Annotated in this window: 12 protein-coding genes and 1 other RNA gene; 8 read left to right on the top strand and 5 right to left on the bottom strand. The window is 37.8% G+C overall.

Features of this window, described 5'->3' with window-relative positions; translation table 11 throughout:
• Nucleotides 1–7 precede the first annotated feature (7 nt).
• Nucleotides 8–324, bottom strand: an RNA gene (gene rnpB / locus RBH94_RS13235) — RNase P RNA component class A.
• A 103-nt stretch (nt 325–427) separates the two neighbouring features.
• Between rnpB and dnaX the strand changes: the two genes are divergently transcribed.
• The 3 genes from dnaX to RBH94_RS13220 are packed head-to-tail and all read left to right on the top strand — an operon-like array spanning nt 428 to nt 3291.
• Nucleotides 428–2131: a DNA polymerase III subunit gamma/tau gene (dnaX, locus tag RBH94_RS13230; protein ID WP_307881328.1), complete on the top strand. Its 1704-nt coding sequence runs from the start codon at nt 428–430 to the stop codon at nt 2129–2131.
• A gap of 10 nt (nt 2132–2141) precedes the next feature.
• A complete protein-coding gene (locus RBH94_RS13225) occupies nt 2142–2708 on the top strand; it encodes a hypothetical protein (protein ID WP_307881327.1) in 567 nt (188 codons plus the stop codon).
• 1 nt (nt 2709) lies between these two features.
• On the top strand, nt 2710–3291 hold the full coding sequence (locus RBH94_RS13220) for a tRNA-(ms[2]io[6]A)-hydroxylase (RefSeq protein ID WP_188221906.1): 582 nt from the start codon (nt 2710–2712) through the stop codon (nt 3289–3291).
• On the opposite strand, the gene RBH94_RS13215 is transcribed toward RBH94_RS13220, so the two are convergent.
• The 4 genes from RBH94_RS13215 to RBH94_RS13200 all read right to left on the bottom strand — a co-directional run bounded on the left by RBH94_RS13215 (nt 3288) and on the right by RBH94_RS13200 (nt 7459).
• Nucleotides 3288–3812: a porin family protein gene (locus tag RBH94_RS13215; protein ID WP_307881326.1), complete on the bottom strand. Its 525-nt coding sequence runs from the start codon at nt 3810–3812 to the stop codon at nt 3288–3290. The two genes, RBH94_RS13220 and RBH94_RS13215, sit on opposite strands and share 4 nt — an antisense overlap.
• Before the next feature lie 105 nt (nt 3813–3917).
• Complete coding sequence (locus RBH94_RS13210; protein ID WP_188221904.1) at nt 3918–4823, bottom strand: Ppx/GppA phosphatase family protein; 906 nt, start codon at nt 4821–4823, stop codon at nt 3918–3920.
• A 1-nt stretch (nt 4824) separates the two neighbouring features.
• A complete protein-coding gene (gene ppk1, locus RBH94_RS13205) occupies nt 4825–6888 on the bottom strand; it encodes a polyphosphate kinase 1 (RefSeq protein WP_307883167.1) in 2064 nt (687 codons plus the stop codon).
• A gap of 79 nt (nt 6889–6967) precedes the next feature.
• A complete protein-coding gene (locus tag RBH94_RS13200; protein ID WP_307881325.1) occupies nt 6968–7459 on the bottom strand; it encodes a histidine phosphatase family protein in 492 nt (163 codons plus the stop codon).
• A gap of 448 nt (nt 7460–7907) precedes the next feature.
• Here RBH94_RS13200 and RBH94_RS13195 point away from each other — a divergent pair, with 448 nt between their 5' ends.
• From RBH94_RS13195 to RBH94_RS13175, 5 genes are all read left to right on the top strand, one after another.
• A complete protein-coding gene (locus RBH94_RS13195) occupies nt 7908–10691 on the top strand; it encodes an HYR domain-containing protein (protein ID WP_307881324.1) in 2784 nt (927 codons plus the stop codon).
• 71 nt (nt 10692–10762) lie between these two features.
• Nucleotides 10763–11749: an HYR domain-containing protein gene (locus RBH94_RS13190; protein ID WP_307881323.1), complete on the top strand. Its 987-nt coding sequence runs from the start codon at nt 10763–10765 to the stop codon at nt 11747–11749.
• A gap of 20 nt (nt 11750–11769) precedes the next feature.
• Nucleotides 11770–11904: a hypothetical protein gene (locus tag RBH94_RS13185; RefSeq protein WP_307881322.1), complete on the top strand. Its 135-nt coding sequence runs from the start codon at nt 11770–11772 to the stop codon at nt 11902–11904.
• Complete coding sequence (locus RBH94_RS13180) at nt 11867–12598, top strand: HYR domain-containing protein (protein WP_307883166.1); 732 nt, start codon at nt 11867–11869, stop codon at nt 12596–12598. The genes RBH94_RS13185 and RBH94_RS13180 overlap by 38 nt, the downstream gene beginning before the upstream one ends.
• Nucleotides 12595–17511 carry a gliding motility-associated C-terminal domain-containing protein gene (locus RBH94_RS13175; protein WP_307881321.1) on the top strand — a complete coding sequence of 1639 codons (4917 nt, stop codon included), beginning with the start codon at nt 12595–12597 and terminating at the stop codon, nt 17509–17511. Before RBH94_RS13180 ends, RBH94_RS13175 begins: the two co-directional genes overlap by 4 nt.

The raw sequence follows: 17511 nt of genomic DNA, 5'->3' as shown, positions 1-17511 counted from the left end.
TTTTTTGTGCTTAAGTAAATCTATAAGCCGAATTCTGTACTTCTAATACTAAAAGCCCTTATCATTTATCTGAATGTACTGTTACCAGCACACTTTAGCTGCCTACCCTCCAACAATCAAACGTGCCGCCCTCAAGCGTTGGTATACATGGCATTGCACCGCATAGAGTTTACCTGATTTCACTACAGCATTACCTGTACATCCTTTCTGTTGCACTTTTCCTGACCTCTCGGCCGGTGGTCATTAACCACTACGCTGCACTATGGTGTTCGGACTTTCCTCTCTTTCAAAATAAATTGAAACAGCGATAAGGCGATCTACTCGCGGGCAAAAGTACAATTAATTGTTAATAACTCCTGTTTAATTTTTATTCTGTTTTCATAAATTTTTGACTTGAATTTTTAACTTTGTTTATCAAAAAATATCAATGGAACACTTTGTAGTATCAGCCCGTAAATACAGACCTCAAACGTTTAAAGACGTTGTTGGTCAGCAGGCCATTACAAACACATTACTTAATGCCATTGATAACAATCATTTAGCACAAGCTTTGCTCTTTACAGGACCGCGTGGTGTCGGAAAAACAACCTGCGCCCGTATTCTGGCGAAAATGATTAACAGTGATGGTGCTGAAACCGGAGATGAAGATTTTGCCTTTAACGTTTTTGAACTGGATGCCGCCTCTAATAACTCAGTAGACGATATTAGAAGCTTAACCGATCAGGTGCGTATTCCTCCTCAAGTTGGGAAATATAAAGTCTATATCATAGACGAGGTCCATATGCTGTCTCAGGCTGCTTTTAATGCGTTTCTTAAAACATTAGAAGAACCGCCAAAACACTGTATTTTCATTTTAGCAACCACCGAAAAGCATAAAATTATTCCAACCATCTTATCACGTTGTCAGATTTTTGATTTTAAGCGCATCACCGTTAAAGATGCTAAGGAATATTTAAAGTATATAGCCGAAGAGCAAGGGGTTAATGCCGATGATGATGCACTTCACATTATTGCTCAAAAGGCAGATGGAGCCATGCGTGATGCACTTTCTATTTTCGATCGGGTTGTTAGTTTTTCGGGAAAAGACCTAACGCGACAATCTGTTACCGAAAACTTAAACGTACTGGATTATGAAACTTATTTCACGAGTACGGATTTAATTTTGGAAAATAAAATTCCGGATTTGCTGCTACAATTCAACAATACCTTAGCTAAAGGGTTTGATGGACACCATTATATTGCCGGTTTAGCCTCTCACTTTAGAGATTTACTGGTAAGTAAAACACCGGAAACTATAGAGCTTTTAGAGGTTGGCGAAGAAACCAAGAAGAAATATTTAGAACAGTCACAAAAAGCATCGCAAGCCTTTTTACTTCAAGCCATAAATCTCGCCAACGACTGCGATTTAAAATACAAAACCAGTAAGAATCAACGCTTACTCATTGAATTATGCCTTATGCAACTTGCCTCTATCACTTTTGATGGAGAAAAAAAAAATAGCAGACATTACATAATTCCGTCTTCTTTCTTTAAAAAGAAAGGTATAAAACCTATTGCTGTTAATGTTCCAAAGGAGGAAACAGCTTTAGAGCCAAATACAGCCAAAAAACAGCCCCCTTCAAATAATTTTCAAGCGCCACAACCAGCTAAAATTGATTTAAAGAGCGATAACAAGCGTAAATCTGGTTTATCACTTAGTAGCTTACGAGTTAAGAAAGAGCACCAAATTAAGCAAATGGAAGTGGTTGTAGATGAAGAAAACCTACCAACCGAGCCGTTTGAAGAACAAGACCTTATTACCGCCTGGAATGAATACACAGACGCTATAAGAAGTAAGGGACAATACAATTTGGCCTCTATTTTAGCTATGGATGTACCTAAAGTAAAAGGAACTACAATACATGTAGAATACCCTGCTGAAACCAATAAAGTAGAAGTTGAGCGTAACCAATACGAACTTATGTCCTATATTAGGAAGTCTCTAAACAACTACGATATTAGTTTATCTATTGATGTTAATGAAGTGAAGCAGAAACAATACGCTTACACTCCAATAGAAAAGTATGAAAAGCTTAAAGAGAAGAACGCTAATATTGACGTTTTAAGAAAAACTTTCGATTTAGACATTTAATTAGCTCAAAATGAATAAGTTTCTTTTTTTTATTTTAATCATTACTGCTTTTGCGAGTTGTGACGGTCGTGAACGGGCTTACATGACTAATGAGGCTATTTTAAAAGAAGATAATCTATTTAAAGCCTTTAGCGAAGAGTTGCATTTTATTCCTGAAAGACCTGTTGTAATTGAAACTGACACGATTTTAAGTACAGGATTTGAAATTAAAATCAATTACCACTCCACAGAGCATAATCCCATTATTATATCTAAGAAGAATAAAAGCGACTCTATAACATATTCTCATTATAAAAATTTTGAAGCCAATATTGATTTTTCGAAAAACAGTTCATTAATAACAGCATTTGTTTTAAATAAAACACACTTCAATCGATTTGAAAGTCCAGCATTCTGGAACAACGCTATTATGCAATATGTGTGGATTAATCATGAAGCTTCTGATGAAAACAGAGTTCAATTGCATACTGCTTTCAAAATTCCTGAAACAGAGATTTACAAAGATTTTATTTTAAGTATTTTTGCAGACGGAACGACAGAAATTAAAGAATACCAAATGACACCAAAAACAATATAATATGTTAGGATTAAAATTACCAACAGACCCACGCTGGGTTAATATTGTAGAAAAAAATATTGAAGAAATACTTACAGATCATGCCTTTTGTGAGCAAAAAGCAACAAGTACTGCAATATCACTTATTGTAAGTTTTCCGGAATATACGGAGCTTGTTCAGGAAATGACCGCCTTAGTGAAAGAAGAAATTAGCCATTTTAAAATGGTTCATGATAAAATCATCGAGCGTGGCTGGACTTTAGGACGTGACCGTCGTGATGATTATGTTGTGGAATTAATGAAATTCTTCCCTAAAGGTGGAAGCAGAACCACACAGCTTGTACATCGCTTACTTTACGCCGCTCTAATCGAGGCTAGAAGTTGTGAACGTTTTAGATTATTATCGGAAGAATTAGAAGATAAAGAACTGGCTACATTTTATAGAAACTTGATGGTTAGTGAAGCTAACCATTACACGATGTTTTTAGGCTTTGCCAGACAATATGGTGAAAAAAAAGAAGTTGATGCCAAATGGCAACAACTTCTGGAATATGAAGCCGAGATTATGTCTAACTTAGGAAAATCTGAAACCATTCACGGTTAAAACTTAAAACCAACACCAATTTGAATATTGGTGTTTTTTGCTTCAGCTGAAACGTAATCATCAAAAATATTTGAGAAACCATAAGTATATCGTACATCTGCGAATACGCTGTACGATATCTTATATTCTAATGCTGCGACACCAGAATAGGCAAAGTTTTTCATCATATCCTCTTCTTTATGCACTTTTAGCCCCACTTGTGGAGCCACACCAAAACGTAATTTCTCTGCCAGTCTAAACTTTAAAAAGACAGGCATTTGAATATAATCTAAGTTTAATTCTTCAGCCTTAGCGCCTTCAGCAGAAAACTGAATTTCAGGCACTAACGAAAATCCTTTAGAAAAGGCTATATCACTAAAAGCACCAAAATAAAAACTGTTTCTGTGTTTATTTTCCATAAATGGCGTGTCGTCGAAATCTAGATTTGAGATGTTATAACCTGCTCTAACACCGAATTTTACATCTTGTGAAAATCCGTAAAAGGAAGCACAAAGAAATATTGTAAGTAGTAATTTTTTCATAATAAATAGGTTTAGTGTGTAAATCTGTTGCTTAAATAAATAAGTAACACGAATATATATTATAAACCTAAAATCTTACAATTTTAAAAGGTGAAGTGCACAATTTTACTGTGTATTGCTAGAAACGGTATCGTAGTATATACTTTTTATAATACCATCGGCCAATCCTATCTTTGGCACATAGATGTTTTTAGCATTACTCCATTTCATCGCCGATAAATAAATACGCATTGCAGGAATAATAACGTCTGCACGGTCTTGATTTAAGTCTAATTCTGAAATACGTTCTTCGTAAGAATAACTTTGAAGCGTGTTATAATAAGAGGTTAAATAAAAGTAAGATAAAGGTTTACCCATGGCCTTTCCAGAGATTTTAAAAATCTTATTGATGTTACCTCCAGATCCTAAAACAGATATCTTGTCATATTCTTTTGTATTGGTTTTAATCCAACTTTCAAGTTCTAACCAGGTTTCTTTAGACACCATATCATTAAGTAAACGTACGGTACCAATCTTAAAAGAACGAGAGGTAATTTGTTCACCTTCATGAATAACCGTAAACTCTGTACTACCACCACCTACATCGACATAAAGATAGGTCTTGCTTTCATCTATATATGTATTTAAATCGGTGGCCGCGATAATAGCAGCCTCCTCTTCTCCATCAATAATATCAATATTTATACCGGCGTGTTGCTTTATACTTTCAACAATTTTCTTTCCGTTTGCCGATTCACGCATCGCTGATGTTGCACAGGCTTTATATTTAACTACCCTATGAGATTTCATAAGTAATTTAAATGCCAACATCGTGTCCAGCATGCGCTGTGTATTTTCTTTAGATATTTTCTGATTTACGAATACGTCGGCACCCAAACGAATAGGCACACGTACCAATGAGTTTTTTTTGAACTTGACCGGTTTACCTTCGCGTTCTATGATATTTGAAATAAGTAATCTAACGGCATTCGATCCGATATCTATAGCCGCATATTTTTTTATTGAAAGCATATTAGTTATTCATTTTGTCTACATAGTATTGGTAAGTGGCAAATTGCGATCTTACCTTTTCCTTGTCATTAACTCTATATTTATTTTCTTGTGAGTCGCAAATAATACGAGCTTTAACATTGTCGCTCCACGAGATATTAAATGTATCAATTATTTCTCGTTTAATATCTTCATCGTATATAGGACAACTTACTTCTACTCTATTATCAATGTTTCTGGTCATCCAATCTGCTGAGGAAATATAGACTTTTGGGTCACCATCATTTCCGAAGATATAAACTCTAGGGTGCTCCAAAAACTTATCGACAATACTTATGGCTTCAATATTCTCGCTCATCCCTTCTATACCAGGAATTAAACAACAAATACCACGAACAATCATCTGGATTTTCACCCCGGCATTGCTAGCTTCGTACAACTTATCAACCATGGTATAACTTGAAATACTGTTCATTTTAAGTCTGATGTATCCCGGTTTTCCCTGCTTGACATTCTCTATTTCTTTGTCAATCAGTTTAAAAAGAGCCTTTTTCGTGTAATGCGGAGACGTGATTAAATGCTTATATCTGAAAATTTTATAATTGGTTTCAAAGAAACTAAAAATCTTATTGACGTCTTTTAGAATACGTTGATCTGAAGTTAACAAGGTATAATCTGTATAAATCTTGGCGGTCGATTCATTAAAGTTTCCTGTACTAATAAATCCATAGCGTCGTATTTTCTTGCCTTCTTCACGTTCAATAACACACATTTTACTGTGAACTTTTAATCCTTGAACGCCGAAAATCAGATTCACACCCTCCTCCTTCATTTGTTGTGCATAAGCGATGTTGGCCTGTTCATCAAATCGGGCTCTAAGTTCAATAGCAACAGTAACTGATTTACCGTTAATAGCGGCATTGATTAGAGAGCTGGCAATATGTGAGATTTCAGCTAAACGGTAAATGGTAATGCGAATCGTTTTTACACTGGGATCTAATGCTGCTTCTCGCAATAATTTAACTACATATGAAAAGGTTTGGTAAGGTGCATAGATTAAATAGTCCTTCTTTTTTATCGCCTTAAAAATACTTTCTTCGAGATTTAAACCTTTAACAGGTAAGGCTTCAATTTTATCATACATTAAATCTGCACGACCTAAACTCGGGAAATTCATATAATCTCTTCGGTTATGGTATCGACCTCCAGGAATAATACTATCGGTATTATCGATGCCCATTTTAGACATTAAATAGTCTAAAGTATCCTGATGAATGGTTTTATCGTAAACAAATCGAACCGGATCACCAATTTTACGGTGTTTAACACTATCGGATACTTTTTCAATAAAACTTTTACTTAAGTCACTATCGAAATCCAACTCACCATCGCGTGTAATTTTAATCATGTGAGCCGAAATATCTTTATAGTCAAAAATATTGAAGATATCTTTTAGACAATAACGCAACATATCATCAATCATGATAATATAGCTTTTATCACCTTGTTTTGGCAATTCGACAAACCGATTTACAGATTTTGGTATTTCGATTAAAGCAAATTGCTTTTCGTCTTTAGCCATAATCATCTTTACTGCGAGATAAGCCGCACTATCCTTTAGGTTAGGTAAAACAACCGCGTCATTTAATATAATAGTAACTAATGCCGGGCTGATTTTTCTTAAAAAATAGCGTCTAATAAATTCACTTTGAGAATCGTCTATCTGTGTTTCATTTATGATATGAATATTTTCAGCCTCCAGTCGCTCCTGAATAACCGCCAGAATCTCTAAACTTTCGGTTTGTTGCTTTATAACAATTTGCGTTATGATTTCAAGCAACTCTTCGGCCTTTATCCCTCCTAACTCACTTTTACCCGTTTTTCCGGCATCAACAATACGCTTTACCGTAGCATAACGTACCTTAAAGAATTCATCTAAATTGTTTGAAAAAATACCAAGAAACCTTAACCGGTCGATTAAGGGTACCGTTTCATCTTCTGCTTCCTGTAAAACCCGTGCATTAAACTGCAACCAACTTATTTCTCTATTAATATAGCTATTTGTGTGTACTTCGGGTTTCGTCATGCTCATGATTCGTTTTTATCGGTTTAAGCAAATATATTCTATTTGCAGCAAATAATAATGATTAAAAGATTATGTTAGTTTAATCATTTTTTAAATCTCTCGGAAATAAAGTTAACACAGTTTTTCCTTTATTCAAATCCTTCCAATCGTTAATATTAAACTCCATTATAACCACACCACTGGTTGAAACATTATCAATCATCTGATTACCAAATGTATTCGCAAAGTCAGTAACCGCATGATTATGGCCAAAAACCATTAAGGTATTTACACTATTCTCACAAGATTTTATAGTTCTTACTAGGTCTCTGCCATCAAAATCGTATAATTCATACATGTATTTTACACCTTTTTCAATCAAATTTAAATTTGAGATAAAGATTTTTGAGGTTTGCGTAGTACGGACAGAATCGCTTGAAAGTATTAAGTCTACACTCCCTGAATCTATTTTTAAATGCTTTGAAACAAGGTTAGCATCGTTAATACCACGTTGGTTTAACGGCCTTTCATGATCTATGACATTAAATTCCCATGAGGATTTTGCATGTCTGATAAGGATTATTCTTTTCATAACTTCGATAAAATGCAATTTTCATCGTTTAAATGTTGTTTTACTCGATGAAATTCACTTTATTTGTACAATTAATTAGTAATTAAAATTTAATATATAAATATAACTAAAGCTATTATCAATTCTCAACATTAACAAATTAACATAAGTAAATAATGTGAATCGCTGAAAAAACCTATAAAACCGATTAACTGTTTTTATTGTACGGTTTATCGTTTTTTTAAGGTGTTTAACATTTTTTTTTGAAAACTCAGTGTTCTGAATGTTCTTTTGTTATGTAGAATATTAAAAAATGACCCCAAATCTAATATCTCTTTTAAGTCTTAGTGTGTATTATAGCACTCCTCCCTCACTACTTTAAGAAAATTAGATTAACTAGAAATTAGTAAAATAATTTTATATACATACCTAAATACTATTCAAACTGATGTTAACCAATTATTGGCTTATGAAAACAAGTACTTTAAAAGTAAACTTGTTAAAAATATTAACTTGTTTATTATTTTTTACAAGCTTTAGTAATTTCGCACAAGATCCATTAGATTGTATCCAGTTTAATGACTGTCCTCAATCTGATATAACAATATGTGCAGATACTTACAATCCTGAAAACTCTTCTGAATGGGGAGCTATTTTGCAAACATGGACTGTTCCAACTGCGGGGCAAACATGTATCGACAATGGCTCGAATGGAAATGCATTCTTTATGGATTTTACCTTGAATGAAACTCTTTTGGGTAAAGACTGTTGGGACTTTGAGTATATTCAACGGGTTGGTACCAATGGAGGGTACGTTAAATTATTTTCTAGTAATGGAGGGCCTAATTCATATATTATTACCCCGTATTTATACTTAGACACAAGTGATACCGCTGATATTGTAGTAACCTATACAGATGGCACATATAAGCTAAATGTATATTATATTGATGATGATGGGAATCAATCTGGTATTCAAGATTCAGTTCAGATTAACAGTCTCGGAGTTGGTGATCACCCTTTATCGTTTGATTTAAACATTCCTGAAGATGGATCCTACAGAGTTAAGTATGAATTTGTATACACTGGGTCTAAACCATCAGGGACTAATTTAGCTGATAAAATTGGAATTGATGGAGTTATAGTTGATGGAGATTGTACCGCAGGTATTGAATTTACTGTATCTGGTCCGGAACCACCTCAATTCCTAACTGTAGGTGATCATACTTTAGACTATACTGCTACTTACACAGGACCTGATGGAACAGTTTATACTGAAACATGCAGTTTAACTATACATGTTATAGATAATGCTCCTGTTATAACATGTCCAGATCCTATTACGGCAACAGCAGACCCTAACTTATGTGCCGCTGCTGTTACAATTCCTACACCTACAGCTACAGATACTAACTGTTCTGGAACTGACTTAACTGCTAATTTAACTTTCACAGCCACACGAAGTGATGGTTTATCTATTTCTGATGCTTATCCATTTGGCGTAACTACCATTACGCATACCGCAACAGATGACAACGGGAATACAGACACTTGTCAACAAACCGTGACTGTTACCGATAACCAAGGTCCAGTATTCGACTGTACGTCTTTAATAGATATCATCAGAAACTCGGATTCTGCAACCGTTTGTTCTAATAGTGAGGCTGTAACTGCTCCGGTTGCAACTGATAACTGTGATGGCAGCATTACTGCCGATGGAACTAGAAGCGACAACGCTGCTATGAATGACCCTTGGCCGGTTGGTACCACTACCATTACTTGGACATTTACAGATACCAACAACAACGAAACAATATGTACTCAAGATGTCGTGGTGACCGATAACCAAGCTCCGGTATTCGACTGTACGTCTTTAAGTGATATCATCAGAAATTCTGATTCTGAAACCGTATGTTCTAATAGTGATTCAGTAACAGCACCTGTTGCAACTGATAACTGTGACGGTAGCATTACTGCCGATGGAACTAGAAGCGACAACGCTGCTATGAATGACCCTTGGCCGGTTGGTACCACTACCATTACTTGGACATTTACAGATACCAACAACAACGAAACAATATGTACTCAAGATGTCGTGGTGACCGATAACCAAGCTCCGGTATTCGACTGTACGTCTTTAAGTGATATCATCAGAAATTCTGATTCTGAAACCGTATGTTCTAATAGTGATTCAGTAACAGCACCTGTTGCAACTGATAACTGTGACGGTAGCATTACTGCCGATGGAACTAGAAGCGACAACGCTGCTATGAATGACCCTTGGCCGGTTGGTACCACTACCATTACTTGGACATTTACAGATACCAACAACAACGAAACAATATGTACTCAAGATGTCATGGTGACCGATAACCAAGCTCCGGTATTCGACTGTACGTCTTTAAGTGATATCATCAGAAATTCTGATTCTGAAACCGTATGTTCTAATAGTGATTCAGTAACAGCACCTGTTGCAACCGATAACTGTGACGGTAGCATTACTGCCGATGGAACTAGAAGCGACAACGCTGCTATGAATGACCCTTGGCCGGTTGGTACCACTACCATTACTTGGACATTTACAGATACCAACAACAACGAAACAATATGTACTCAAGATGTCATGGTGACCGATAACCAAGCTCCGGTATTCGACTGTACGTCTTTAAGTGATATCATCAGAAATTCTGATTCTGAAACCGTATGTTCTAATAGTGATTCAGTAACAGCACCTGTTGCAACCGATAACTGTGACGGTAGCATTACTGCCGATGGAACTAGAAGCGACAACGCTGCTATGAATGACCCTTGGCCGGTTGGTACCACTACCATTACTTGGACATTTACAGATACCAACAACAACGAAACAATATGTACTCAAGATGTCATGGTGACCGATAACCAAGCTCCGGTATTCGACTGTACGTCTTTAAGTGATATCATCAGAAATTCTGATTCTGAAACCGTATGTTCTAATAGTGATTCAGTAACAGCACCTGTTGCAACCGATAACTGTGACGGTAGCATTACTGCCGATGGAACTAGAAGCGACAACGCTGCTATGAATGACCCTTGGCCGGTTGGTACCACTACCATTACTTGGACATTTACAGATACCAACAACAACGAAACAATATGTACTCAAGATGTCGTGGTGACCGATAACCAAGCTCCGGTATTCGACTGTACGTCTTTAAGTGATATCATCAGAAATCTGATTCTGAAACCGTATGTTCTAATAGTGATTCAGTAACAGCACCTGTTGCAACCGATAACTGTGACGGTAGCATTACTGCCGATGGAACTAGAAGCGACAACGCTGCTATGAATGACCCTTGGCCGGTTGGTACCACTACCATTACTTGGACATTTACAGATACCAACAACAACGAAACAATATGTACTCAAGATGTCGTGGTGACCGATAACCAAGCTCCGGTATTCGACTGTACGTCTTTAAGTGATATCATCAGAAATTCTGATTCTGAAACCGTATGTTCTAATAGTGATTCAGTAACAGCACCTGTTGCAACCGATAACTGTGACGGTAGCATTACTGCCGATGGAACTAGAAGCGACAACGCTGCTATGAATGACCCTTGGCCGGTTGGTACCACTACCATTACTTGGACATTTACAGATACCAACAACAACGAAACAATATGTACTCAAGATGTCGTGGTGACCGATAACCAAGCTCCGGTATTCGACTGTACGTCTTTAAGTGATATCATCAGAAATTCTGATTCTGAAACCGTATGTTCTAATAGTGATTCAGTAACAGCACCTGTTGCAACCGATAACTGTGACGGTAGCATTACTGCCGATGGAACTAGAAGCGACAACGCTGCTATGAATGACCCTTGGCCGGTTGGTACCACTACCATTACTTGGACATTTACAGATACCAACAACAACGAAACAATATGTACTCAAGATGTCATGGTGACCGATAACCAAGCTCCGGTATTCGACTGTACGTCTTTAAGTGATATCATCAGAAATTCTGATTCTGAAACCGTATGTTCTAATAGTGATTCAGTAACAGCACCTGTTGCAACCGATAACTGTGACGGTAGCATTACTGCCGATGGAACTAGAAGCGACAACGCTGCTATGAATGACCCTTGGCCGGTTGGTACCACTACCATTACTTGGACATTTACAGATACCAACAACAACGAAACAATATGTACTCAAGATGTCATGGTGACCGATAACCAAGCTCCGGTATTCGACTGTACGTCTTTAAGTGATATCATCAGAAATGATTCTGAAACCGTATGTTCTAATAGTGACAGTAACAGATAACCATAACTGTGACTAGCCGGATGGAACTTCGACTGAATACTTGGTACCACTTTACTTGGACATTTACAGATACCAACAACAACGAAACAATATGTACTCAAGATGTCATGGTGACCGATAACCAAGCTCCGGTATTCGACTGTACGTCTTTATGATATCATCAGAAATTCTGATTCTGAAACCGTATGTTCTAATAGTGATTCAGTAACAGCACCTGTTGCAACCGATAACTGTGACGGTAGCATTACTGCCGATGGAACTAGAAGCGACAACGCTGCTATGAATGACCCTTGGCCGGTTGGTACCACTACCATTACTTGGACATTTACAGATACCAACAACAACGAAACAATATGTACTCAAGATGTCGTGGTGACCGATAACCAAGCTCCGGTATTCGACTGTACGTCTTTAAGTGATATCATCAGAAATTCTGATTCTGAAACCGTATGTTCTAATAGTGATTCAGTAACAGCACCTGTTGCAACTGATAACTGTGACGGTAGCATTACTGCCGATGGAACTAGAAGCGACAACGCTGCTATGAATGACCCTTGGCCGGTTGGTACCACTACCATTACTTGGACATTTACAGATACCAACAACAACGAAACAATATGTACTCAAGATGTCGTGGTGACCGATAACCAAGCTCCGGTATTCGACTGTACGTCTTTAAGTGATATCATCAGAAATTCTGATTCTGAAACCGTATGTTCTAATAGTGATTCAGTAACAGCACCTGTTGCAACCGATAACTGTGACGGTAGCATTACTGCCGATGGAACTAGAAGCGACAACGCTGCTATGAATGACCCTTGGCCGGTTGGTACCACTACCATTACTTGACATTTACAGATACCAACAACAACGAAACAATATGTACTCAAGATGTCGTGGTGACCGATAACCAAGCTCCGGTATTCGACTGTACGTCTTTAAGTGATATCATCAGAAATTCTGATTCTGAAACCGTATGTTCTAATAGTGATTCAGTAACAGCACCTGTTGCAACCGATAACTGTGACGGTAGCATTACTGCCGATGGAACTAGAAGCGACAACGCTGCTATGAATGACCCTTGGCCGGTTGGTACCACTACCATTACTTGGACATTTACAGATACCAACAACAACGAAACAATATGTACTCAAGATGTCGTGGTGACCGATAACCAAGCTCCGGTATTCGACTGTACGTCTTTAAGTGATATCATCAGAAATTCTGATTCTGAAACCGTATGTTCTAATAGTGATTCAGTAACAGCACCTGTTGCAACCGATAACTGTGACGGTAGCATTACTGCCGATGGAACTAGAAGCGACAACGCTGCTATGAATGACCCTTGGCCGGTTGGTACCACTACCATTACTTGGACATTTACAGATACCAACAACAACGAAACAATATGTACTCAAGATGTCATGGTGACCGATAACCAAGCTCCGGTATTCGACTGTACGTCTTTAAGTGATATCATCAGAAATTCTGATTCTGAAACCGTATGTTCTAATAGTGATTCAGTAACAGCACCTGTTGCAACCGATAACTGTGACGGTAGCATTACTGCCGATGGAACTAGAAGCGACAACGCTGCTATGAATGACCCTTGGCCGGTTGGTACCACTACCATTACTTGGACATTTACAGATACCAACAACAACGAAACAATATGTACTCAAGATGTCGTGGTGACCGATAACCAAGCTCCGGTATTCGACTGTACGTCTTTAAGTGATATCATCAGAAATTCTGATTCTGAAACCGTATGTTCTAATAGTGATTCAGTAACAGCACCTGTTGCAACTGATAACTGTGATGGCAGCATTACTGCCGATGGAACTAGAAGCGACAACGCTGCTATGAATGACCCTTGGCCGGTTGGTACCACTACCATTACTTGGACATTTACAGATACCAACAACAACGAAACAATATGTACTCAAGATGTCGTGGTGACCGATAACCAAGCTCCAAAACTTAACTGTCCGGGAGACTTAACAGCTGCATGTGATATTTCAGAACAACCAGCTTATTCTAATTTTACCGAATTTGTAAATGCAGGTGGAAATGCTAATGATAACTGTAGTGTAAACGAATCTAGTTTCACTCTATTAAATGAAATAAGTGACAATTTAAGTTGCCCTGAAACTATAACAAGAACATATCAAATTTCAGATATGACAGGTAACACAACAACATGTACACAATTAATTATTATCAATGATGAAACTCCTCCTATAATAGACAACTCTAATATTGCTGATATCAATATTGAGTGTGCAGTTGATGATCCACAAAAATTAACCGATTGGTTAAATAATAATGCTGGAGCAACGGCAAGCGATAATTGCGGTGATGTGACATGGACAAATAATTATGGACAAGATACAAGTGTTAAATGTAAAGAAGGAAAAGGTATTACAATAACTTTTACTGCTACCGACGCTTGTGGTAACTCATCAGAAACAACTGCAATTTATCACATTCAAGATAATATTGCTCCAAACTTAACAACAACAGCATCTGATTATATTGCAGAATGTGATGGTTCTGGTAATACACAAGAATTAGATTATTGGTTAGCTTCTAATGGAGGTGCCACAGCTACAGATGACTGTTCATCAATTAGCTGGTCTAATAACTTCACTTCTTTAAGTGATGATTGTGGAAATACTGGTTCGGCTACGGTAATCTTTACTGCTACTGATGCTTGTGGAAATGAATCAACTACAACCGCAACCTTCACAATCGAAGATACAACAGCTCCAACATTCGCTGAAGCTCTTCCTTCTGATACTATTGTACAATGTGATGCTGTACCAACAGCTGAAACGCTTACTGCCGATGATAACTGTGGTACTGCTACGGTAACTTTTAGTGAAGTAAGAACTGATGGAGATTGCCCTTCTAGCTACTCCTTAGCTCGTACCTGGACGGCTACTGATGAATGTGGATTAGAAACTCTACATACACAAACTATTACAGTTCAAGATACAACACCTCCAACATTCGTAGAAGCGCTTCCTGCTGATACTATTGTACAATGTGATGCTGTACCAACAGCTGAAACGCTTACTGCAACTGATAACTGTGGTACTGCTAGCGTGACTTTCAGTGAAGTAAGAACTGATGGAGATTGCCCTTCTAGCTACTCGTTAGCTCGCACTTGGACAGCTACTGATGAATGTGGATTAGAAACTGTACATACACAAACTATTACAGTTCAAGATACAACACCTCCAACATTCGTAGAAGCGCTTCCTGCTGATACTATTGTAGAATGTGATGCCGTACCAACAGCTGAAACACTTACTGCCGATGATAACTGTGGTACTGCTACGGTAACTTTCAGTGAAGTAAGAACTGATGGAGATTGCCCTTCTAGCTACTCGTTAGCTCGCACTTGGACAGCTACTGATGAATGTGGATTAGAAACTGTACATACACAAACTATTACAGTTCAAGATACAACACCTCCAACATTCGTAGAAGCGCTTCCTGCTGATACTATTGTAGAATGTGATGCCGTACCAACAGCTGAAACACTTACTGCCGATGATAACTGTGGTACTGCTACGGTAACTTTCAGTGAAGTAAGAACTGATGGAGATTGTCCTTCTAGCTACTCGTTAGCTCGCACTTGGACAGCTACTGATGAATGTGGATTAGAAACTGTACATACACAAACTATTACAGTTCAAGATACAACACCTCCAACATTCGTAGAAGCGCTTCCTGCTGATGCTATTGTAGAATGTGATGCTGTACCAACAGCTGAAACACTTACTGCAACTGATAACTGTGGTACTGCTACGGTAACTTTCAGTGAACTAAGAACTGATGGAGATTGTCCTTCTAGCTACTCGTTAGCTCGTACATGGACGGCTACTGATGAATGTGGATTAGAAACTGTGCATACGCAAACTATTACGGTTCAAGACACTACGACTCCAACATTCGTAGAAACACTTCCTGCTGATACTATTGTAGAATGTGATGCTGTACCAACAGCTGAAACACTTACTGCTACTGATAACTGTGGTGCTGCTACTGTAACTTTCAGTGAAGTAAGAACTGATGGAGATTGTCCTTCTAGCTACTCGTTAACTCGTTCCTGGACGGCTACTGATGAATGTGGATTAGAAACTGTACATACGCAAATTATTACGGTTCAAGATACAACAGCTCCGGCATTAACTGTACCTGCAGATGTAACCATCGAATGTACAGAAGATGGAACAAGTGCTAATACTGGTGTAGCTGCAGCTACTGATACATGTGGGGATGTAACCATCACAGAAAGTGATACTGAAGTTGCTACTTGTGGTAACACAAAAGTGATTACCAGAACATGGACAGCGACCGATGATTGTGGAAATGCTTCAACAGCTACACAAACTATTACTATAGTTGATACTGTTGCTCCAACAATTACAGCACCGGATAGTGTAACTATTGAATGTTCTGAAGATGTAACAAGCGTGAGTACTGGTATAGCTACTGCTACCGATACTTGTGGTAATGTAACCATCACGGAAAGTGATTCTGAAGTTGCTGCTTGTGGTAACACCAAAGTAATTACCAGAACATGGACAGCGACCGATGATTGTGGAAATGCTTCTACAGCCACACAAACTATTACGGTTATTGATACTACGGCACCAACCTTTGTTGAAACCCTACCTACAGATATAACTGTAGAATGTGATGCCGTTCCTACTATTAACGATGTCGTTTTAACAGCTACAGATAACTGTGGAAATGCAACGGTAACAGTAGAAGATGTAAGAACAGACGGTTCGTGTCCTTCTAGTTATTCAATTGCCCGTACTTGGACGGCTACTGATGATTGTGGAAACTCCGTTTCTCATACACAAAACATCACGGTTCAGGATACCAAAGCACCTGAGAATATTACTGAATATGAAGAAACCATAGCTGTTACTTCACTAGATATTCCTGATGCTCCTGAATTAGAATTTACAGACTGCTCTGAATACACTGTTGAATTTACAGAAGAGAGTACTTTCGTTGAAAACCAGTTTGTAGATTATCAGATTACAAGAACCTGGACAGCAGTTGATGCTTGTGGTAACGAATCTGTATACACACAAACCGTATTAATCGCTATTCAAACCGTAACAACAAGAACAACAGCAAGTCCTATCTGTTATGACGACGGTGCTGTAGACTTAAGAGATATCATTGAAGGGCTTATTCCAAGTGATGTAAACCTTCAAGGTGTTTGGGAATTTATTCAAGGAAATGACGTTGCCACCCTAATCGGTTCTATTTTCGACCCAACGAAATTACAACTAGGTGAAGATTTCAATCCTGGTGAAGTATTAGAATTCTTAGTTAAGTATAAGACCACGAGAGACGGTTCTATCTTTGAAACCGAACTTACACTTCAAGTTGATTCAGATTGTGTGGTATTACCATGTGGTGAGAATGATATTGAGATTTCAAAAGCGGTAACACCTAATGGAGACTCTTATAATGAATCATTTGATATTAAAGGAATCGAACTCTGTGGATTCGTCGCAGATGTTAAGATCTTCAACCGATGGGGAGCTTTAATCTACGAGTCTAGCAATTATACCCTAGGTGAAAATATGGGAGACTGGAGAGGTCGTTCGAATAAATCATCTTTCGGATCTTCTGATACAGTACCAAACGGAACTTACTATTATATAATAACATTAAAAGATAGTGGATTGGCACCATTTACAGGACCAGTTTATTTAGGAACTAAATAA

The organism is Aestuariibaculum sp. YM273 (assembly GCF_030908365.1).
GTDB classification, from domain to species: Bacteria; Bacteroidota; Bacteroidia; order Flavobacteriales; family Flavobacteriaceae; genus Aestuariibaculum; species Aestuariibaculum marinum.
The sequence above is the reverse complement of the archived record's forward strand: the minus strand, read 5'-3'. Positions and strand labels throughout refer to the sequence as shown.

Bases quoted from the DNA above. Each gene is read 5' to 3' on its own strand.
- RBH94_RS13200 (WP_307881325.1), bottom strand. From the start codon at position 7,459: ATGAAAAGAATAATCCTTATCAGACATGCAAAATCCTCATGGGAATTT.
- RBH94_RS13185 (WP_307881322.1), top strand. From the start codon at position 11,770: ATGGAACTTCGACTGAATACTTGGTACCACTTTACTTGGACATTTACA.
- ppk1 (WP_307883167.1), bottom strand. From the start codon at position 6,888: ATGACGAAACCCGAAGTACACACAAATAGCTATATTAATAGAGAAATA.
- RBH94_RS13220 (WP_188221906.1), top strand. From the start codon at position 2,710: ATGTTAGGATTAAAATTACCAACAGACCCACGCTGGGTTAATATTGTA.
- RBH94_RS13210 (WP_188221904.1), bottom strand. From the start codon at position 4,823: ATGCTTTCAATAAAAAAATATGCGGCTATAGATATCGGATCGAATGCC.
- RBH94_RS13190 (WP_307881323.1), top strand. From the start codon at position 10,763: ATGAATGACCCTTGGCCGGTTGGTACCACTACCATTACTTGGACATTT.
- RBH94_RS13225 (WP_307881327.1), top strand. From the start codon at position 2,142: ATGAATAAGTTTCTTTTTTTTATTTTAATCATTACTGCTTTTGCGAGT.
- dnaX (WP_307881328.1), top strand. From the start codon at position 428: ATGGAACACTTTGTAGTATCAGCCCGTAAATACAGACCTCAAACGTTT.
- RBH94_RS13195 (WP_307881324.1), top strand. From the start codon at position 7,908: ATGAAAACAAGTACTTTAAAAGTAAACTTGTTAAAAATATTAACTTGT.
- RBH94_RS13215 (WP_307881326.1), bottom strand. From the start codon at position 3,812: ATGAAAAAATTACTACTTACAATATTTCTTTGTGCTTCCTTTTACGGA.